The sequence below is a fragment of the Synechococcus sp. BA-124 BA4 genome (genome assembly GCF_034931165.1).
This window is the reverse complement of record NZ_JAYGIA010000066.1, coordinates 1-20,154: the sequence shown is the minus strand read 5'-3', so window position 1 is coordinate 20,154 and position 20,154 is coordinate 1. Positions and strand designations below refer to the sequence as shown.

Below are 20,154 nucleotides of genomic sequence, written 5' to 3'. Positions count from 1 at the left end.
CGAGTGGCCACGTTCCTGCTGGAAATCGGAACCGAAGAACTTCCGGCCGATTTCGCGCTCCTGGCCCTGCCTCAACTGGAGCGGCAGGTGCGACACGACCTGGCCGCCCAGCGCCTGCCCCATGGCCTGGTGGAGGCCACCAGCACCCCGCGGCGCCTGGTGGTGCGCGTCGCCGATCTGCCGCCGAGCCAGGAGGATCTGGCCGAAGAGCGCAAGGGCCCCCCGGGTGACCAGGCCTTTGTGGACGGGCAACCGGGCCAGGCCGCCATCGGTTTCGCCAAGCGCTGCGGCGTCGATCCGGCCAGCCTGGAGCTGCGGGACACCCCCAAGGGTCCGTTCGTCTTCGCCCGCATCCTGCAGCCGGGCCGCCCCAGCACAGACGTGCTGGCCGAACGCATTCCGGTCTGGATCACGGCCCTGCAGGGACGACGCTTCATGCGTTGGGGCGAGGGGGACCTGCGCTTCAGCCGCCCCATCCGCTGGCTGGTGGCCCTGCTCGATCAACAGGTGATTCCCCTGGAGCTGGAGGGCAGTGATCCACTGATCAGCAGCGGCCGGATCAGCCGTGGTCACCGTCTCTCGGAGCAGAGCCTGGCCATTGCCGACGCCGGCCGCCACAGCGACCTGCTGGCCGAAGCCGGTGTGCTGGTGGAACGGCAGCAGCGGGCGGACTGGATCCGCCAGCAGGTGCTCGAGGCCGCCGGCGCCGCCCAGGCGCACCCTGATCTTCCCGAGGAGCTCTTCGAGGAACTGGTGGATCTGGTGGAGAGCCCCAGTCTGATCGAGGGGTCGGTGGAGCAGCGTTTCCTCGACCTGCCGCCGGAGGTCCTGAGCACGGTGATGCGCAGCCACCAGCGCTACGTGCCCCTGCGCCGCCTGGACGCGGTGGAGGATCCCCTCGCCCTCTCGGCCCAGGCCAGCCTCCTGCCTCGATTCCTCTGCATCGGCAACGGCCTGCCGGAGGCGGCCGCCACGGTGCGGCGGGGAAACGAGCGGGTGCTCAAGGCCCGCCTGGCTGATGCCGAGTTCTTTCTCGAGGCCGACCGCGCCGTCAGCTGCGAGCAGCGACGGCAGCGGCTCGCCAGCGTCACCTTTGCGGAAGGGCTCGGCAGCCTGCTCGACCGCAGTGATCGCCTGCTCTGGTTGAGTGAACTGCTCCTGCAGCATCTCCCGCTGACGCGGGAGCACCAGGAGGCGGCCCTGAGGGCCGCGCACCTGTGCAAGCACGATCTGGTCAGTCAGATGGTGGGGGAATTCCCGGAACTGCAAGGAGTGATGGGGGCCAAGTACGCCCTGGCAGAGGGAGAATCGAGGGACGTGGCCCTGGCTGTGCTCGAGCACTATCTGCCGCGGGGAGCCGGTGATCTGCCGCCGAGCTCCGACGCAGGCGCGGTGGTGGCCCTGGCCGAGCGGCTGGAGCTGCTGCTGAGCATCTATGCCAAGGGGGAGCGGCCCAGCGGCTCCTCGGATCCCTACGCCCTGCGCCGGGCGGGCAACGGCCTGTTGCAGATCCTCTGGGAGCGGGGCTGGTCTCCGGATCTGACCATGCTGCTGCAGCAGGCCAGCGCCCACTGGGCCGAGCTGTTGCCCGACCTGCGGCTCGATGCCCCCGCACTCGCGGGCGAGCTGGTGGAAGCTCTGCGCCAGCGCATGATCTCCCTGCTCGATGAGGAAGGCTTCGATGCCGACCTGGTCCAGGCCGTGGTCGGCGATGGGGTGCCCGCCGAGCGGCTGCTGGGCGATCCGATCGACGGGCGCAAGCGGGTGGCCCTGCTGGCCCAGCTCCGTGGTGACGGCCAGCTGGCACCGGTTCAGGCCGTGGTGCAGCGGGCGGCACGCCTGGCGGTGAAGGGAGACCTGCCGGCCGATGTGCTCAGCCCAGCGGATGTGGTGGACCCGGCCCTGTTCAGCTCCCCCAGCGAAGCCGGCATGTTGCAGGTGCTGCAGGAGCTGGAGCCGATCCTCTCGCTACCTGACGGCGAAAGCCGCTACCGCCAGCTGGCCAGCAAGTTGGCGGAGGGAGCCGAAGCCCTCTCCGCCTTCTTCGACGGCGCCAGCAGTGTGATGGTGATGTGCGACGACCCGGCCGTGCGCCGCAACCGGCTGAACCTGCTGGCGGTGTTGCGCAATCAGGCCGTCGTGCTGGCCGATTTCAGCCAGCTCAGCGGCTGAGGGGCCGGGCGGGACCGGCCACCCGCCTCAGCCCTTGGCCGCCAGCACGGGTTCCCGCTCCTGGCTCTGCTGAGGGTCGGCAACCACGGACATGGCCTTGGGCTCCCGCCTGGCTTTGCCCACGCCCTGCTGCTGCTCCGCTTCCTGGGCCAGGGTGGCCAGCCAGGCTTCCATTTCCTCCGGGCTGCGGACCACGCTGGGCACAGGCTTGTACGACTGAGGAGCCAGGGCATTGCCGCGCAGCACGGCACCGAGGGTGAGCAGGGTGAGCTTGATCTGCTGCCAGGGATTCATCATCACCACCCGCTTGTAGAGATAGCTGTCGAAGGTGAGACGCTGCACGTCCTTGTCGTCGCACATCTCGACGAAGGCTTCGCGGGCCGCGTCGTTGCGATAGAAGATGTTCTGGAGGATCTCCAGCACCTTGTAGGTGGCGCCGTACTGCTTGTCCCACTTGCGGATGTAGACCTTGAGATCCGCTTCCGTGGGGATCTTCGCTCCGGATGCACTGGCGGCAACGATCTGCTCGGCGCACATCCGGCCGCTCTTGGCAGCGAAGTAGATCCCCTCTCCTGAACTCTTGGTGACGTAGCCAGCGGCATCCCCCACAAGGGCCATGCGTCCCACGACACGACGGGGCCTGGGATGCTCGGGAATCGGGTGCGCCTCCACCTTGATCACTTCGCCGCGCAGCAGCCTGGCACTCGCCCGCTTGCGGATGCCCTTCTGCAGGCTCTTGATCAGCGCCTGGTTCTTCTGCATCGTTCCAGTCCCCACGGCGACATGGTCGTACTTGGGGAAGACCCAGGCATAGAAGTCGGGGGAGACGTCGGTGCCGACATACATCTCGGCGAGATCCTCGTAGTAGCTCATCTCCTCCTTGGGCAGGCGGATGCGCTCCTGGAAGGCGATGGCCACGTTGTAGTCACCAGCGTCCATGGCCTTGGCCACGCGGCTGTTGGCACCATCGGCACCCACGATCAGATCCACTTCGAGGCTCTTGATCTCGCCGGTGGGGCCACCGCCGGAGTAGTCGGCGTAGTGGAGGGTGTAGGGACCCTGGCGGGCCGAACCGGTGTCGATCGACTGAACCAGTCCATTGATCAGATGGGCCCCGTGCTCAGCGGCGCGATTGCGCAGGAATCCATCAAGAATCTCCCGGCGGCACATGCCGATGTATTCATTTTCGTTTTCAAGATGGATATCCACCTCACGATTGGAGGGGGAGATCATGCGCATGTTGCGAACCTTGCGGTCGATGATCGACTCGGGCAGATCGAATTCTTCGACCATGCAGAGTGGAATGGCACCACCACAAGGCTTGGCATTGTCAAGCTTTCGCTCGAAGAGCCAGGTTTCTATTCCTGCTTTCGCTAGCACTTCGGCTGCGCAGGAACCGCTCGGGCCGCCACCCACCACTGCGACTCGCAACATCTTGAAACCTGCTCCGCTGGAATGATCCTTGGGCGCGAAGCTAACACCCACGCCCAGCTCGATGTTGATCAGGCCAGGGCTGACATCTACGATTGTGACGAAGTTTGTTACGAGGTTGCGTGCCACCGCGAAGGCCGCCGCGCCTGAAGCGCGGCGAACAGCGCGAGGACCTGCCGGTGGCACGCCGCTCCCTGCCCGAGGGCCGTGGCCGCAGGGGCCTGCTCAAGCCGGTGGCCACCACGACCGCGGTCCTGCTGGTGCTGGCGGCCGGCGGGGTGCTGCTGTTCCTTCAGCCCCTGAGACGCTGGCTGGCTCCCCCACCGGTACCTGGTCTTGAGGCGCGCCAGACCCTCGACGGTCGCCTGCTGGGTCACTTCCCCTACCCCGAAGCGGCCGCTGGCAACCTGAAGGCGGTGGCCCCCGGCCTGAAACTTCGGCCTGAGGCCGCCGATGCCCTGCTGGCCATGCAGCGCTCCGCCAGCGCCGATGGCGTCGACCTGCGTCTGCTGAGCGCCTTTCGCTCGATCGAGCTGCAGAAGGGGCTCTTCTTCGATGTCAAAGCCGAGCGGAACCAGAGCGCCCAGGAGCGGGCCCAGGTGAGCGCTCCACCCGGCTTTTCAGAGCACAGCACCGGCTATGCGGTCGATCTGGGCGATGGTGCCAGCCCCCAGAGCAATCTGAGTGAGGGGTTCGACCGCACCGCCGCCTTCCGCTGGCTCGAGGCCAATGCCAACCGCTTCCACTTCCAGCTGTCCTTTCCAAGGGGCAACAGCCAGGGGGTGAGCTACGAGCCCTGGCACTGGCGCTACGAGGGATCCCTGGAAGCCCTGCGCCTGTTCGAACCAGCCCGGCAACTGGGGCGTTGATCAGGCCCGTTGGCCTGAATCATGACGCTGACTGGTCGGGATCCGGGGTCTGGACGTCCCTTAACCGATTCAGCCCGAGCCTTCCAGGTGGTGCTGGGATAAGGTGATGGATTGTTGCAACCGTCTCGGTTGCTGCCGACAAGATTAAGCGAGAGATCCCGTATGAGCGCCAATCAGAGCGCATCGATCCGCAACATCGCGATCATTGCCCACGTGGACCACGGCAAGACCACTCTGGTGGATGCCCTGCTTCAGCAATCGGGCATTTTCCGCGAAGGGGAGGCCGTGCCCACCTGCGTCATGGACTCCAACGACCTGGAGCGCGAGCGCGGCATCACGATTCTCTCCAAGAACACGGCGGTCACCTACGCCGGCACCCGCATCAACATCGTCGACACCCCTGGCCACGCCGATTTCGGCGGTGAAGTGGAGCGGGTGCTCGGCATGGTGGACGGGGCGCTGCTGATCGTCGACGCCAACGAGGGGCCGATGCCCCAGACCCGCTTCGTGCTCAAGAAGGCCCTCGAGCAGGGACTGCGGCCGATCGTGTTCGTCAACAAGATCGACCGGGCCCGGGTGGACCCTGAGCAGGCCGTCGACAAGGTGCTCGACCTGTTCCTCGAGCTGGGCGCCGACGACGACCAGTGCGACTTCCCCTATCTCTTCGGCAGCGGCATGGGGGGTTACGCCAAGCCCGACATGGCCACCGAGAGCGACACCATGAAGCCGCTCTTCGACGCCATCCTGCGCCACGTGCCACCGCCGGTGGGAGATCCCGCCAAGCCGCTGCAGCTGCAGGTCACCACGCTCGACTACTCCGATTTTCTCGGGCGGATCATGATCGGGCGGGTCCACAACGGAACGATCAAGGCTGGGCAGCCGGCCGCCCTCATCCGCGACGACGGCAGCATCAAGCGCGGCCGCATCAGCAAGCTGCTGGGCTTCGAAGGCCTCGCCCGGGTGGAGATCGCCGAGGCCCGCGCCGGTGATCTGGTGGCCGTGGCCGGTTTCGATGAGGTGAACATCGGTGAGACCATCGCCTGCCCTGATCACCCCGAAGCCCTGCCGCTGATCCGGGTGGATGAACCCACCCTGCAGATGACCTTCGTGGTCAACGATTCCCCCTTCGCTGGCAAGGAAGGAAAGTTCGTCACCAGCCGCCAGCTACGTGACCGCCTGCAGAAGGAGCTGCTCACCAACGTGGCCCTGCGGGTCGAGGACACCGATTCCCCGGATCGCTTCGCCGTGAGTGGGCGTGGTGAACTCCACCTCGGCATTCTGATCGAGACGATGCGACGGGAAGGCTTCGAATTCCAGGTGTCGCAGCCCCAGGTGATTTTCCGCACCATCGATGGCACCCCCTGCGAGCCGGTGGAGACCCTGGTGATGGATGTCCCCGAGGACGCCGTCGGCAGCTGCATCGAGAAGCTGGGCATGCGCAAGGGTGAGATGCAGAACATGGAGACCGGCAGTGATGGCCGAACCCAGCTGGAGTTCGTCGTTCCGGCTCGGGGCCTGATCGGCTTCCGCGGCGAGTTCGTGCGGGCCACCCGGGGCGAGGGGATCATGAGCCATTCCTTCTTCGAGTACCGGCCGATGCAGGGCGATTTCGATGCGCGCCGCAATGGCGTGCTGATCGCCTACGAGGAAGGCACTGCCACCTTCTATGCCCTGAAGGGGGCCGAAGACCGGGGCCAGTTCTTCATCACCCCTGGCACCAAGGTGTACAAGGGCATGATCGTCGGCGAGCACAACCGTCCGCCCGACCTTGAACTCAACGTCTGCAAGGCCAAGCAGGTCACCAACATCCGCTCCGCCGGTGCCGAGGTGCTCGACACCCTTCAGTCACCGATCCAGATGACCCTGGAGAGGGCACTGGAATACATCGGCCCCGACGAGATGCTGGAGGTGACGCCGGAATCGATCCGGCTGCGCAAGCTGCCGGCGAAGAAGCCCGCCAAGCGTTGAGCGAGGCTCTCGAGGACGATCCCCGCTTCCGGCAGGCGGTCGATCTCTTCAACGCCGGTCAGTGGTACGCCTGCCACGACGGGCTCGAGGAGCTGTGGCATGAAACCCTGGGTCCGGATCGGACCGTGCTCCAGGGGGTGCTGCAGATCGCCGTGGCCCACCTCCATCTGGAGCGGGGCAACCAGCGGGGCGCCACTGTCCTGCTGGGGGAAGGGGTAGGCCGTCTGGCCCGCTGCGGTCCAGAGGCCCTCGGCCTCGACCTCGACCACCTGCGCCAGACCAGCTCCGCCCGCCTGCGCTGCCTGCAGGCAGGCGATGATCCATCAGGACTGCCCCTTCCCGGCCTGCGGCCGCAGGCCTGAGCGTCCGCCCGGGCGCTGGGCTTCCTGCATCGGCCCGTAGATTGCCTGACCAGACCGGGTTCAAGACCCATCACTGCCTCCGAGATGTGAGCACTGTCCAGGTGAGCCCCGTCGAGATGTCCGAACCACCCCTGTGGCCTAGGCGAAATCCGGTGCTGCCGGCCCTGGCAGCCATGCTCCTGATGCTGGCTGCAACGGCCAACGGCCACGCCCAGACGATCCAGCCCGGTGATCAGGTGGGTCCGGCTGCGGATCAGGCGCCGGCAGCTCCGGCAACCCCTCCCGCCACCGGCCAGGTCACGATCGAATCCGACCGCCAGCAGGCCGATAACGTCACCGGCATCATCACCGCCACGGGCAACGTCCGGATCGTTTATCCCGACCGCCGGGTGGTGGCCACCTCCCGCCAGGCTCAGTACTTCACCCGGGAGGGGATGATCATTCTCAGCGGGGATGTGGATGTGATCCAGGACGATGGCAACCTGTTGAGGGCCGACCGGGTCACCTACATGGTGGAGCAGGAGCGGGCCCTGGCCCAGCCCCTGGAAGGGCAGCAGGTGTTCAGCAAACTTTTGATCCAGACCGCACCCCAGGTTCAGCCGCCGGGAGCCCAACCCCAGCCCATCACGCCGCCGCTTCGATGAGTCTCTCCCTGGAGAGCGTGACTCTGAGCCTGGGCGGCCGTCCCCTGGTGAAGGAGGTGAGCCTGGCGCTGGAACCCGGAGAAGTGGTGGGTCTGCTGGGACCCAACGGTGCAGGCAAGACCACCACCTTCAACCTGGTGACGGGTCTGCTCAGGCCCGACAGGGGTCAGGTGCTTCTGGACGGCCACCGGGTCGAGGGCCTGCCGATGCCCAAACGAGCACGGCTGGGCATCGGCTACCTGCCTCAGGAGGCCAGTGTGTTCCGCCAGCTCACGGCCCGCGAGAACCTGCAGCTGGCCCTGCAGCAGAGCGGGACTCCGCTGCGGATGCGACGCCAGCGGTTGGAGGAGCTGATCGAGGAGTTTCATCTCAGCCGGTTCCAGCACCGCCGGGGCTTCCAGCTCTCAGGTGGAGAGCGCCGACGCTGTGAAGTGGCTCGGGCCCTGGCCGTGGGCAGCAACGGGCCTCGTTATCTTCTGCTGGATGAACCCTTCGCGGGTGTCGATCCCCTGGCGGTGGCCGATCTGCAGGCTCTGATCGGCAGCCTGCGCCAGCGGGGCATGGGCCTGCTGATCACCGACCACAACGTTCGCGAGACGCTGGCCATCACCGATCGCGCCTACATCCTCACCGAGGGAAGCATTCTCGCCTCGGGCCCCTCCTCGGAGGTGGCCGGCGACCCCCTGGTGAGACGTCACTATCTGGGCGAGGGATTTCAGTTGTGAGCGCGTCCACCAAGACACAGACCAAGCCGGCGGTTCAACGGGTGCTCAGGCCGTTCATGGTCTCCTGGCAGCGGCTGCCCCTGATGGATCGCTGGCTCACCAACGAGCTGATGGGTCCGCTTCTGTTCGGTATCGCTGCCTTCACGGCGGTCTCGCTTTCGGTGGGAGTGGTCTTCGAGCTGGTGCGTCGAGTGGCCGAATCAGGTCTGCCGCTGCTCACGGCCCTGCAGGTGCTCGGCCTGCGGATGCCCGGTTTCCTGGTGCTGTCCTTCCCGATGGCCACCTTGATGGCCACCCTGCTGGCCTACAGCACGCTCTCGAGCAACAGCGAACTGATCGCCCTGCGCAGCGTGGGGGTGAGCACCTGGCGCATGGTGCTGCCGGCCCTGGTCGTGGCGGTGCTGATGAGCCTGCTCACCTTCGTGTTCAACGACCTGATCGTTCCCAGCGCCAACCTTGAGGCGACCAACACGTTGAATCAGGCCCTGGGCAAAGCGATCGCGGCGGAGAAGGGCAGCAACATCATCTATTCCCGCTTCAGCCGTCGCCCCAGCAAGCTGGATGAGACCGGCAGCGAACGCTACCTCTCCCAGCTGTTTTACTCACGGCAATTCAAGGATGGAGAGATGGAGGAAGTCACGGTCCTCGATTTCAGCCGTCCCAGCGGAACTCAGATTCTCAAGGCCAAAAAGGGCACCTGGAACGATGAGGCGGGAATGTGGGAATTCCGCGACGGACAGATCGTGCTGGTGGGCGACAGCGAAACCACCACCTCAGCCAAGTTCGATCGTTATCTCTACCCCCTCGACCAGGGGCCCCTCAAGCTGGCGGCCCTGCCCAAGGATGCGGCCAGCATGTCGGTGTCGGAGGCTCTGCGTGCTGAGATTCTGCTGCGGGAAGCAGGGGATCAGAAGGAGGCACGGCGGTTGCGGGTGCGCATCCAGGAGAAGTTCGCCTTCCCGGCCATCTGCCTGGTGTTCGGCCTGATCGGCAGCAGCCTCGGGGTCAGGCCCGATGCCCGCACGAGCCGCAGCCAGGGGTTCGGCATCAGCGTGCTGCTGATCTTCTCCTATTACCTGATGTCCTTCATCTTCAGCTCGCTGGGGGTGAAAGGCACGCTCGGCCCACTGCTGGCGGCCTGGTCTCCGGTGCTGATCGGCTTGATGCTCGGGCTGCTCCTGTTACGCCAGGCCAGCCGCTGAGCCGGGCCTGCAGGCAGACTGGTCGGCAGATCCGCCCCGCCCCGAGCGAGCTTCTGTGAACGATCCGGTTCTCTCCCTCGGCCTGCTGGCCTTCGCGCTGCTGCTGGTGGCGCTGCCCCTGGCCTTCTGGAGCCTCAGCGGCGGCCGCTCCAGCAGTCCGGTCCGTCTGTTGGTGGCGGCCGCCAATCTGAGCCTCACGGCCCAGCTCACCCTGCGCTGGTGGGACTCCGGTCACTTCCCGATCAGCAATCTCTACGAATCCCTTTGCTTCCTGGCCTGGGCCTGCACCCTCACCCAGCTGCTGGTGGAGCGATCCTGGGCCAGTCCGCTGGTGCCGGCTGCGGCCACCCCCATGGGCCTGGGCTGCCTCGCCTTCGCCAGCTTCGCCCTGCCCGACCGGCTGCAGGAGGCCTCCCCCCTGGTGCCGGCTCTGCGCTCCAGCTGGCTGGTGATGCACGTGAGCGTGATCATGGTGAGCTATGCCGCTCTCCTGGTGGGATCGCTGCTCTCAGTGGCGGTGCTCGTCACCGATCGCGGCCAGGACCTGCAACTGCGCAGCAGCTCCATCGGCAGCGGAGGCTATCGCCAGGCCAAGCTCGCCGTTGATGCGGGCGAGCTGCGCCTGAGCAGCATCTCGATCGGGGTGAGCGAGCAACTCGACAGCCTCAGCTACCGCACGATCACCGTGGGCTTCCTGCTGCTCTCAGTGGGCCTGGTCAGCGGAGCCGTCTGGGCGAATGAAGCCTGGGGCAGCTGGTGGAGCTGGGATCCCAAGGAAACCTGGGCCCTGATCTGCTGGCTGGTCTACGCCGCCTATCTGCACAGCCGGCTGAGCCGGGGCTGGCAGGGACGCCGACCAGCCATGGTGGCGGCCGCCGGCCTGGTGGTGATCGTCGTCTGCTACATCGGCGTCAACCTTCTGGGCATCGGCCTGCACAGCTACGGCTGGTTCCTGGGCGCCTGACGGGAAGCCGGGCCGAAGCCCGGTCCCCGTTCCGGAGTGCCGAACCCCTGCTCAGACCAGCACGGCCTCAGGACGGCGGCTGTGGCGGATGCCCTCGATCGCCGCTCGGTAGTCGGGAGCATTGAACACGGCCGAACCAGCCACGATCGCGTTGGCGCCGGCTTCCACCACCTGCCAGGTGTTGTTGGCCTTGAGGCCCCCGTCCACCTCGATCCAGGGATCGAGTCCGCGCTCGTCGCACATCCGGCGCAGGCGGCGCACCTTCTCCACCGCCGAGGGGATGAAGCTCTGGCCGCCGAAGCCGGGGTTGACGCTCATGATCAGCACCAGATCACAGAGCTCGAGGCAGTATTCGAGGGTTTCCAGCGGAGTGCCGGGGTTGAGCACCGCTCCGGCCTTCTTGCCGAGGTCCCTGATCTGACCCAGGTTGCGGTGGAGGTGCGGGCAGGCTTCCACCTGCACATAGATGTGATCGGCGCCGGCCTTGGCGAAATCCCCCACATAGCGCTCGGGCTCCACGATCATGAGGTGGACATCGAGGGGCTTGCTGGTGACGGGGCGGAGGGCCTCGACGATCAGCGGGCCGATGGTGATGTTGGGAACGAATCGGCCATCCATGACGTCGACATGGATCCAGTCGGCTCCAGCCTCGTCTACGGCCCTCACCTCGTCACCGAGGCGGGCAAAATCAGCGGAAAGGATCGACGGGGCGATCACCAGAGGCTTCGTGCTCATGGTTGGGGCCACCGGGGGCGAGGGAGCCCATGGATTGTAGGAACGCGTGGAGAGGGGTCTCGCGAGGCGCTGATACAGTGACGCCCGCTTCTTGTCGGAAAGACCTTGCCGCAGCTGGTCTGCCTGTCTTTCTGCTGACGCCTTCTCTCCCCCCTGCCGGACCGTCGTGGATCGCACCCTCATTCAGGAACTGCTCGAAGTCGTTGAGCAGGCCGCCATCGCCTCCGCCCACCTCACCGGACTCGGGAAGAAAGATGAGGCCGATGCCGCCGCCGTCGAGGCGATGCGCACCCGCATGGGCTCCATCGCCATGCAGGGCCGGATCGTGATCGGCGAGGGTGAGCGGGATGAGGCCCCGATGCTCTACATCGGCGAGGAAGTGGGCAGCGGCACAGGCCCCGGTGTCGATTTCGCCGTGGATCCCTGCGAAGGCACCAATCTCTGCGCCAACGCCCAGGACGGCTCGATGGCGGTGCTCGCCGCCTCGGACCGCGGCGGACTCTTCAACGCCCCCGACTTCTACATGAAGAAGCTGGCCGCGCCCCCGGCCGCCAAGGGCAAGGTGGACATCCGCAAGAGCGCCACCGAGAACATCGCCATCCTGAGCGAGTGCCTGGGCATGCCCGCCAGCGACCTGGTGATCGTTGTGATGGACCGCGCCCGCCACAAGGATCTGATCGCCGAGATCCGGGCCACCGGCGCCCGGGTGAAGCCGATCAGTGACGGGGACGTGCAGGCAGCGATCGCCTGCGGTTTCGCCGGCACCGGCACCCACTGCCTGATGGGCATCGGCGCCGCCCCCGAGGGGGTGATCTCCGCGGCGGCGCTGCGCTGCCTCGGCGGCCACTTCCAGGGACAGCTGGTGTATGACCCCGCCATCGCCCAGACCAGCGAGTGGGCCGACTACACCAAGGAAGGCAACATCGAGCGGCTGAACTCGATGGGCATCACCGACATCGACAAGGTCTATGAAGCCGAGGAGCTCGCTTCCGGTGAGAACGTTGTCTTCGCCGGCAGCGGGATCACCCCGGGCCTGCTGTTCAAGGGTGTGGTGTTCGAGCGAGACTGCACCCGCACCAGCAGCCTGATCATCAGCTCCCTCGACACCACGGCCCGCTTCACCGACACGATCCACATCAAGCCCGGCGCCAAGAGCGTCGCCCTGCGCTGAGCACCCTCCCATGCACATCGCCGTCGTCGGCCTCAGCCACCGCACGGCTCCGGTCGAGATCCGGGAGCGACTGAGCATCCCCGAGCAGACCATGGAGGAATCCCTCCAGAATCTGCGCGGGGACTCCCAGGTGCTCGAGGCTTCCATCCTCAGCACCTGCAACCGGCTCGAGATCTACACCCTGCTGCGCAGCCCCGAACAGGGGATCCATGCCGTGGGTGCCTTCCTGAGCCAGCACTCCGGGCTCGACTTCGGGGAGCTCACGCCCCACCTGTTCACCTACCACCACGAGGAGGCGGTGGCGCACCTGTTGCGGGTGGCCGCCGGCCTCGACAGCCTCGTGCTGGGTGAGGGTCAGATCCTCTCCCAGGTGAAGAAGATGGTGCGCCTGGGCCAGGAACACGGCTCGATCGGACCGATTCTCAACCGCCTGCTCAACCAGGCGGTGAGCACCGGCAAACGGGTGCGCAGCGAAACCAACCTCGGCACCGGTGCTGTCTCGATCAGCTCCGCCGCCGTGGAGCTGGCCCAGCTCAAGGTGGGCCAGGCCAGGGGCCTCGATGAGCTCGTGCCACTGGATCAGGAACAGGTGGCGGTGGTGGGGGCCGGGCGCATGGCCCGTCTGCTGCTGCAGCACCTTCAGGCCAAGGGCTGCCGCGGCCTGGTGCTGCTCAATCGCACGCCGGAACGTGCCGAGGCCCTGGCTGCCGATTTCCCTGATTTCCCCGTCCAGTGCCGCCCGCTGAGCGACCTCGATCACTGCCTGAGCACCTGTTCCCTGGTCTTCACCAGCACCGCGGCGGACGAGCCGATCATCGACGCCGCCAGGCTCAGCGGCCTCAACCGTCGCTCCTCGCTGATGCTCATCGACATCGGTGTGCCGCGCAACATCAGCGCCGACGTGGAGCAGCTCGTCGGTGTTGACGCCTTCGACGTCGACGATCTCCAGGAGGTGGTGACCCGCAACCAGGAGGCCCGCCGGGACATCGCCGTGGAGGCCGAAGGGCTGCTGCAGGAGGAGGCCCGTCAGTTCCTGGAATGGTGGGACGGACTGGAGGCGGTGCCCACCCTCAACCGCCTGCGCCAGCAGCTGGAACAGATCCGCGAGCAGGAACTGCAGAAGGCCCTCAGCCGGATGGGTCCCGATCTCTCGGTGCGGGAGCGCAAGGTGGTGGAGGCCCTGAGCAAGGGCATCATCAACAAGATCCTGCACAGCCCGGTCACCAACCTTCGGGCACCCCAGCCCCGCCAGCAGCGCCACCAGGCGATGCAGGTGCTGCATCAGCTCTTTGCCCTCGACGGAGAGGACGAGGACAGCTGATGTCGCCGGAGCTACAGCGGCTCGCCACGTTTTTGTGTTCAGCCCTGGCGTACGGGCTTCTGGAGGCACCCGATCCGGTACGGTGCACCCACGCTGACGGCAGCAGTCTCGGAGGGCAGTGATGAAGCGGGTTCTGGCGATCATTCTCGGCGGAGGCGCCGGCACCCGGCTCTACCCCCTCACCAAGATGCGGGCCAAGCCGGCTGTACCGCTGGCCGGCAAGTATCGCCTGATCGATATCCCCATCAGCAACTGCATCAACTCGGGGATCAACAAGATCTACGTGCTCACGCAGTTCAACAGTGCCTCCCTGAACCGGCACCTCACGCAGAGCTACAACCTCTCCGCCGGCTTCGGGCAAGGGTTCGTCGAAGTGCTGGCCGCCCAGCAGACCCCCGACAGCCCCACCTGGTTCGAAGGCACCGCCGATGCCGTGCGCAAATACCAGTGGCTGTTTCAGGAATGGGACGTGGATCAATACCTGATCCTCTCCGGCGATCAGCTGTACCGGATGGATTACAGCCGTTTCGTGGATCACCACATCCAGTCAGGCGCCGACCTCACGGTGGGAGCCCTGCCGGTGGATGCCGCGCAGGCCGAAGGGTTCGGGCTGATGCGCACCGACGTCGACGGGCGCATCCGTGAATTCTCCGAGAAACCCAAGGGTGCAGCCCTTGAGGCGATGAAAGTGGACACCGCCCGTCTGGGACTGGCGGATGCCGAGGCCGCCCGCCGGCCCTACCTGGCCTCGATGGGCATTTACGTCTTCAGCCGCGACACGCTCTTCGATCTGCTGGCGCAGAATCCCGGCTCCACCGATTTCGGCAAGGAGATCATTCCCACCGCCCTGGGCCAGGGTGACAATCTCAGGGCCTACCTCTTCGACGATTACTGGGAGGACATCGGCACGATCGGGGCCTTCTATGAGGCCAACCTGGCCCTGACCGACCAACCGAAACCGGCCTTCTCCTTCTACGACGAGAAGTTCCCGATCTACACCAGGCCTCGCTACCTGCCGCCCAGCAAACTACTGGATGCCCAGGTCACCCAGTCGATCATCGGTGAGGGATCACTTCTCCAGAACTGCAGCATTCACCATTGCGTGCTCGGAGTGCGCTCCCGCATCGAAGGGGAGGTCGTCCTGCAGGACACCCTGGTGATGGGGGCCGACTTCTTCGAATCCAGTGAGGAGCGGGCCGTGCTGCGCGAACGGGGCGGCATCCCTGTTGGCGTGGGCCGCGGCACCACCGTGCGCCGGGCAATCCTCGACAAGAATGTCCGCATCGGGCGCAACGTCACGATCGTCAACAAGGACGGGATCGAGGAGGCCGACCGCCCCGAGCTGGGCTTCTACATCCGCAACGGCATCGTGGTGGTGGAGAAGAACGCCACCATCGCCGACGGCACCGTGATCTGAAGCGACGGCTCACCCCGCCGATCTGAGCGCTTGCTGACACAGAGCCCGGGTCAACGGCGTTCCGGCAGGCTCAAGGCCACACTAAGGCCGAACGGCCTGCACGCCAACTTCTCATGAGCAAAGCACACTTCGGCCTGATCGGCCTCGGAGTGATGGGCGAGAACCTGGTCCTCAACGCTGAACGCAACGGGTACTCCAGCGTCGTCTTCAACCGCACCTACGCCAAGACCGAAGACTTTCTGAATGGCCGGGCCGCCGGACTGAACATCATCGGGGCCCACACCCTCGAGGAGTTCGTCGGGGCTCTGGAACGCCCCCGCCGCATCCTGATGATGATCAAGGCGGGCGAACCGATCGACGCCATGATCTCCCAGATCTCCCCTCTCCTGGAGGACGGCGATCTGCTGATCGACGGCGGCAATTCCCTCTACACCGATACCGAGCGGCGTGTGAAGGAGCTGGAGAGCAAGAGCTTCGGCTACATCGGCATGGGGGTCTCCGGCGGCGCCAAGGGGGCCCTGGAGGGGCCGAGCATGATGCCCGGCGGCACCAAGGCCGCCTACGACGCGATCGAGGGGCTGGTGCGCAAGATGGCCGCCCAGGTCGAGGACGGGCCCTGCGTCACCTATATCGGCCCCGGCGGGGCCGGCCATTTCGTCAAGACCGTCCACAACGGGATCGAGTACGGGATCGAGCAGATCCTGGTGGAGGCCTACGACCTGATGAAGCGCAGCGCCGGCATGGATGGCCTGGCGATGGCCGACGTGTTCGACGGCTGGAACCAGCTGGAGGAGCTCTCCTCCTACCTGGTGGAGATCACCGAGGTCTGCCTGCGCACCCGCGATCCCGAGGATGGCGGGGATCTGGTGGAGAAGATCCTCGATGTGGCCGGCCAGAAGGGAACCGGCCTGTGGACGGTGGTGAGCGCCCTGGAGATGGGGGTGCCTGTGCCCACCATCTACGCGGCCCTCAACGGCCGGGTGATGAGCTCCCTGCATGCGGAGCGCCAGGCGGCCGCCGCTGTGATTCCCGGCCCGGAGGCGGTGGCCGTGGCGCTGGGCGATCCGGCCGAGGGCATGCCGGCCCTGCGCGATGCCATCACGCTGGCCTGCATCGCCAGCTACGCCCAGGGCATGGCCCTGATGGTGGAGGCCTCCGGCCTGCACGACTACAACCTCAACCTCTCGGCGATCGCCCAGATCTGGAAGGGGGGCTGCATCATTCGTGCCAGGCTGCTGCAGCGGATCCAGAACGCCTACGACGCCAACCCGGATCTGGCCAATCTGATGATGGATCCCTGGTTCGCCGACCAGGTGAACGCACGGCTGCCGGGCCTGCGACAGGTGGTGGCGGGTGCGGCCCTGGCGGGCATTCCCGTGCCCTGCCTGAGCAGCACCCTCGATTACATCGACAGCTACCGCACGGCGCGGCTGCCCCAGAACCTGCTCCAGGCCATGCGCGACTGCTTCGGCGCCCACACCTACCAAAGGGTGGACCGCGAAGGCAGCTTCCACACCGAGTGGCTCTGATGCGCAGCCAACCACCGGCCAGATACCGGATCGAAGTGGCCGCCGATGCTGAGGAGCTGGCCCGGCGCACCGCCGAGACCATCGCCGCCTGCATCGATCTGGCCCTGGCCCAGCGGGACCGGGCCCAGATCGCCCTGGCGGGTGGCGGCACCCCCGCCGCCGCCTACCGGCTGCTGGGACGGGAGCGGCTGCCCTGGCAGCGGGTGGATGTGCTGCTTGGGGATGAACGCTGGGTGGCGGCCGACGACCCCTCCAGCAACGCCCTGATGCTGCATCAGACCCTGCTGGCGGAAGCCCCGGGCTCCGAGGCGCGCTTCCAGCCGGTGCCCACCGATCTGGAGACCCCGGAAGCCAGCGCCGAGGCCTACGCCGCCACGGTGGCCAGGCTCTGCCCGGGCGACCCACCGATCTTCGATCTGGTGCTGCTGGGTCTGGGGGACGACGGCCACACGGCCTCCCTGTTTCCCGGCACCCCAGCCACCACGGTGATCGACCGGGAGGCCACGGTGAGCGAAGGGAAAGGGCTTCCCCGGGTCACCCTCACCGCACCGGTGCTGAGCGCCGCGCGCCAGGTGCTCTTCCTGGTGAGTGGGGCAGGCAAACAGCAGGCGCTGCGGCGTCTGCTCGATCCCGAGGAATCACCCGAGCGCACGCCGGCCCGCCTGGTGAGTCCACGCCAGCCTGTGTTGATCCTCGCCGATGCCGCCGCTGCGGCAGGCTTGGAGGAGTGATCGAGCTGGCCCTGATGGTGGCACCCCTACTGGTGGTGAGCGGTGATGGCTTCAGCGGCTGGCTGGCGCTCAACGACACCATCATGGGCGGACGCAGCAGCGGCGTCTGCCGCAGCGGGCCATCGGGGCTGGTGCTGGAGGCGGAGGTGATCGAAACCGGGGGCGGCTTCGTGAGCTGCCGCTCCCCGCTGTTCTCACCGCCCCTGGATCTGAGCGGCTACCGGGCGCTCCAGCTCGATCTGCGCGGCGACGGGCGGCGCTACAAGCTGGCGGTGGCCTGCGCCGATGGGGTGGCCGGCCTCACCGAGCTGATCCCGGGGGGGCTGCGCTGGGTCAGCGAGTTCGCCACCAACCCCGAGGGCCTCACCACGGTGGAGATCCCCTTCGAGCAACTGAAAGCCTCGGTGCGGGCCCAGCCGATGACCCTGCCGCTGCTGCGCTTCGATCCCAGCCGGATCACCCGGCTGCAGATCCTGCACTCGAAATTCGGCGACGATGGCCGGCCCAACCCCGGCTTCCGCGCCGGTGCCCTGCGCCTGGGCGTGGAGGCGATCCGGGCCGTTCCCTGAGGTGGAGAGCCTGAGCGAAGCCGTTGATGGGCCCGGCCCCAACGATCTGCTCAGGCGGGTGGCGGCTGCAGCTGATCTCTGCTTGAAACCCCACCGCCACGCGGTGGTGATCAGCTCCGGAGCACCTGAGCTGATCTCGCCGGGCCCTGAAGCCGAGTCGGGCGAGGAGGAGGAGTGCACCCTGCGGCTGCTCTGCCGCCGCGCGGATGGTGAGCGGGCGGAGCGCAACGACATCGAGCTGGAGATCTACCGCAGCGGAAGGGATCTCCACCTGATGCTGAGCTGGCCTGAGCAAACGGATCAACCGATGCTCTGGCAAGGCCATCACCCGGTCTGGATGGATGGTGACAGTGGCCAGCGCTGCGAGCGGCCTGCCGACGGTGCGGCGCTGGAGGCCCTGGCCCGGCGGCTGCGGGCCCTGCTCAGCCCTGATCGGTGACCGCCCCAAGGCTGCTGCTGCTCACGAGACGGGCGTACTTGCCCAGCACACCCGTGCGGTAGCGGGGCTCGGGTTTCACCCAGGCGGCGCGGCGCCGTTCCAGCTCGGCCGGCTCCACGTTCAGCTGAATCAGCAGCTGGTGTGCGTCGACGGTGATGCTGTCCCCCTCCTGCACCAGGGCAATGGTGCCGCCCACGGCGGCTTCGGGGGCCACGTGGCCCACCACCAGGCCGTAGGAGCCCCCGCTGAAGCGGCCGTCGGTGATCAGCGCCACCGACTCTCCCAGGCCCTGCCCCACGATCGCCGCGGTAGGCGAGAGCATCTCGCGCATCCCGGGTCCGCCCACGGGGCCCTCATAGCGGACCACCACAACATCGCCGGCACGAACCCCACCCGCGAGGATGGCCTCCAGGGCGCTCTCCTCGCTCTCGAACACCCTGGCCGGGCCGGTGATCACCGGGGTCTTGACGCCACTGATCTTGGCGACGGCCCCTTCCTCGGCCAGGTTGCCCTTGAGGATCGCCAGGTGTCCCTTGGCATAGAGCGGATTGGAGAGGGGCCGGATCACCTCCTGATCGGCAGGAGGCTCGCTGGGCACCTCGGCGAGCACCTCCTTGAGCGTGAGGCCCTCGATGGTGCGGCAGTCACCGTGGAGCAGGCCGGCGTCGAGCAGCAGTTTCATCACCTGGGGGATCCCTCCGGCCCGGTGCAGATCCACCGTCACGTAGCGACCGCTGGGCTTGAGATCGCAGATCACCGGCACCCGCTGCCGGATGGTTTCGAAATCATCGATCGTGAGCGGCACCTCGGCAGTGCGGGCGATCGCCAGCAGGTGCAGCACCGAGTTGGTGGAGCCTCCCACCGCCATGATCACGCTGATGGCATTCTCGATCGCCTCGCGGGTGATCAGATCACGGGGGCGGATGTTCGCCTCGATGGCCCGCACCAGCACCTCGGCGGAGCGGGCAGCACTTTCGGCCTTCTCCGGATCCTCGGCCGCCATGGTGGAGCTGCCGGGCAGGCTCAGGCCCATGGCTTCGAAGGCCGAGCTCATCGTGTTGGCGGTGAACATGCCACCGCAGCTGCCGGCGCCGGGGCAGGCGTTCTTCTCGATCGCCAGCAGCTCCGCCTCATCGATGCGGCCGCCCGAGAACTGACCCACCGCCTCGAAGGCACTCACCACGGTGAGGTCGCAGGGGCCGAGTCGGCCGGGTTTGATCGTGCCGCCGTACACGAAGATCGCCGGGATGTTCATGCGCGCCATGGCGAGCATCGCCCCGGGCATGTTCTTGTCACAGCCGCCGATCGCCAGCAGGCCGTCCATGCTCTGGGCGTTGCAGGCGGTTTCGATCGAGTCGGCGATCACCTCCCGTGACACCAGGGAATACTTCATCCCTTCGGTGCCCATCGAGATGCCGTCGCTGACGGTGATGGTTCCGAACATCTGAGGCATGGCCCCCGCCAGACGGGCGGACTCCTCGGCGCAACGGGCCAGATCGTTCAGGCCGATGTTGCAGGGCGTGATCGTGCTGTAGCCGTTGGCGATGCCGATGATCGGCTTGTTGAAATCACCATCGCCGAAGCCCACGGCCCGCAACATGGCCCGGTTGGGAGAACGCTGAACGCCTGCGGTGATGGCGGCGGAACGGAGCATGAACCCTTCAGTGGCACCGCCAGCAACCTACCGAGGCGAGCTGCCGCGGCTCAGGATTCAGGGCTGAGGGTCTCCAGCTGCCGACGCACGTCTTCGATGGCCCGGTTCAGCTCATTGACCTTGTGCTGCAGTTCACGTTCCAGCAGGGGCCTGCGTTCGCCGTCGCCGACGTCGCGGGAGCCCCCCTGCAGGCGCGAGAGGGTGAGGCTGCGCCGCTGGCGCTGGGCCAGGCGGCGGCGCTCGGCTTCAGC

19 protein-coding genes are annotated in these 20,154 nt (G+C 66.8%); 15 read left to right on the top strand and 4 right to left on the bottom strand.

The window, feature by feature from the left end; genetic code table 11:
• The first annotated feature begins 3 nt into the window (after positions 1–3).
• The gene (glyS, locus tag VB734_RS07590) at positions 4–2,172 is read left to right on the top strand and encodes a glycine--tRNA ligase subunit beta (RefSeq protein ID WP_322781728.1); all 2,169 of its coding nucleotides are present in this window, start codon (positions 4–6) and stop codon (positions 2,170–2,172) included.
• 27 nt (positions 2,173–2,199) lie between these two features.
• On the opposite strand, the gene chlP is transcribed toward glyS, so the two are convergent.
• Positions 2,200–3,606, bottom strand: coding sequence for a geranylgeranyl reductase (gene chlP, locus VB734_RS07585; RefSeq protein WP_322781729.1), 1,407 nt, complete (start codon positions 3,604–3,606; stop codon positions 2,200–2,202).
• 119 nt (positions 3,607–3,725) lie between these two features.
• Here chlP and VB734_RS07580 point away from each other — a divergent pair, with 119 nt between their 5' ends.
• The 7 genes from VB734_RS07580 (at position 3,726) to ccsB (ending at position 10,337) form a co-directional block, all read left to right on the top strand.
• Positions 3,726–4,472 (top strand): M15 family metallopeptidase, encoded by a 747-nt coding sequence (locus VB734_RS07580; protein ID WP_322781730.1) that lies wholly within the window; start codon positions 3,726–3,728, stop codon positions 4,470–4,472.
• Between the two features lie 162 nt (positions 4,473–4,634).
• Complete coding sequence (typA, locus tag VB734_RS07575) at positions 4,635–6,440, top strand: translational GTPase TypA (RefSeq protein WP_322781731.1); 1,806 nt, start codon at positions 4,635–4,637, stop codon at positions 6,438–6,440.
• Positions 6,437–6,802 (top strand): DUF309 domain-containing protein, encoded by a 366-nt coding sequence (locus tag VB734_RS07570; RefSeq protein ID WP_197163005.1) that lies wholly within the window; start codon positions 6,437–6,439, stop codon positions 6,800–6,802. The genes typA and VB734_RS07570 overlap by 4 nt, the downstream gene beginning before the upstream one ends.
• 116 nt (positions 6,803–6,918) lie before the next feature.
• Positions 6,919–7,446 (top strand): LPS-assembly protein LptD, encoded by a 528-nt coding sequence (locus tag VB734_RS07565; RefSeq protein WP_322781732.1) that lies wholly within the window; start codon positions 6,919–6,921, stop codon positions 7,444–7,446.
• Positions 7,443–8,171 carry an LPS export ABC transporter ATP-binding protein gene (gene lptB / locus VB734_RS07560; protein WP_197163003.1) on the top strand — a complete coding sequence of 243 codons (729 nt, stop codon included), beginning with the start codon at positions 7,443–7,445 and terminating at the stop codon, positions 8,169–8,171. The genes VB734_RS07565 and lptB overlap by 4 nt, the downstream gene beginning before the upstream one ends.
• A complete protein-coding gene (locus VB734_RS07555; RefSeq protein WP_416223674.1) occupies positions 8,168–9,373 on the top strand; it encodes an LptF/LptG family permease in 1,206 nt (401 codons plus the stop codon). Before lptB ends, VB734_RS07555 begins: the two co-directional genes overlap by 4 nt.
• 55 nt (positions 9,374–9,428) lie before the next feature.
• Entirely contained in the window at positions 9,429–10,337 is a 909-nt protein-coding gene (gene ccsB / locus VB734_RS07550; RefSeq protein WP_322781733.1) for a c-type cytochrome biogenesis protein CcsB, read from the top strand.
• A gap of 51 nt (positions 10,338–10,388) precedes the next feature.
• Here the strand turns inward: ccsB and rpe are convergent, their stop codons facing one another.
• Positions 10,389–11,072 (bottom strand): ribulose-phosphate 3-epimerase, encoded by a 684-nt coding sequence (rpe, locus tag VB734_RS07545; protein ID WP_197162999.1) that lies wholly within the window; start codon positions 11,070–11,072, stop codon positions 10,389–10,391.
• A 166-nt stretch (positions 11,073–11,238) separates the two neighbouring features.
• On the opposite strand from rpe, the gene glpX reads away from it, so the two are divergent.
• From glpX to VB734_RS07510, 7 genes are all read left to right on the top strand, one after another.
• Positions 11,239–12,243: a class II fructose-bisphosphatase gene (glpX, locus tag VB734_RS07540; protein ID WP_197162998.1), complete on the top strand. Its 1,005-nt coding sequence runs from the start codon at positions 11,239–11,241 to the stop codon at positions 12,241–12,243.
• 10 nt (positions 12,244–12,253) lie between these two features.
• The gene (locus VB734_RS07535) at positions 12,254–13,564 is read left to right on the top strand and encodes a glutamyl-tRNA reductase (RefSeq protein ID WP_197162996.1); all 1,311 of its coding nucleotides are present in this window, start codon (positions 12,254–12,256) and stop codon (positions 13,562–13,564) included.
• A 121-nt stretch (positions 13,565–13,685) separates the two neighbouring features.
• Positions 13,686–14,981, top strand: coding sequence for a glucose-1-phosphate adenylyltransferase (locus tag VB734_RS07530; protein WP_322781734.1), 1,296 nt, complete (start codon positions 13,686–13,688; stop codon positions 14,979–14,981).
• Between the two features lie 113 nt (positions 14,982–15,094).
• Positions 15,095–16,510 (top strand): NADP-dependent phosphogluconate dehydrogenase, encoded by a 1,416-nt coding sequence (gene gndA, locus VB734_RS07525; protein WP_322781735.1) that lies wholly within the window; start codon positions 15,095–15,097, stop codon positions 16,508–16,510.
• Entirely contained in the window at positions 16,510–17,241 is a 732-nt protein-coding gene (gene pgl, locus VB734_RS07520) for a 6-phosphogluconolactonase (protein WP_322781736.1), read from the top strand. The genes gndA and pgl overlap by 1 nt, the downstream gene beginning before the upstream one ends.
• A 14-nt stretch (positions 17,242–17,255) precedes the next feature.
• Positions 17,256–17,810: a CIA30 family protein gene (locus VB734_RS07515; protein WP_197162989.1), complete on the top strand. Its 555-nt coding sequence runs from the start codon at positions 17,256–17,258 to the stop codon at positions 17,808–17,810.
• A 1-nt stretch (position 17,811) separates the two neighbouring features.
• Positions 17,812–18,249 carry a hypothetical protein gene (locus VB734_RS07510; protein ID WP_322781737.1) on the top strand — a complete coding sequence of 146 codons (438 nt, stop codon included), beginning with the start codon at positions 17,812–17,814 and terminating at the stop codon, positions 18,247–18,249.
• Here VB734_RS07510 and ilvD read toward each other — a convergent pair.
• Complete coding sequence (ilvD, locus tag VB734_RS07505; protein WP_322781738.1) at positions 18,233–19,903, bottom strand: dihydroxy-acid dehydratase; 1,671 nt, start codon at positions 19,901–19,903, stop codon at positions 18,233–18,235. The genes VB734_RS07510 and ilvD overlap by 17 nt on opposite strands.
• 50 nt (positions 19,904–19,953) lie before the next feature.
• A partial coding sequence (locus VB734_RS07500; RefSeq protein WP_323243231.1) for a hypothetical protein occupies positions 19,954–20,154 on the bottom strand: 201 nt, incomplete at its 5' end.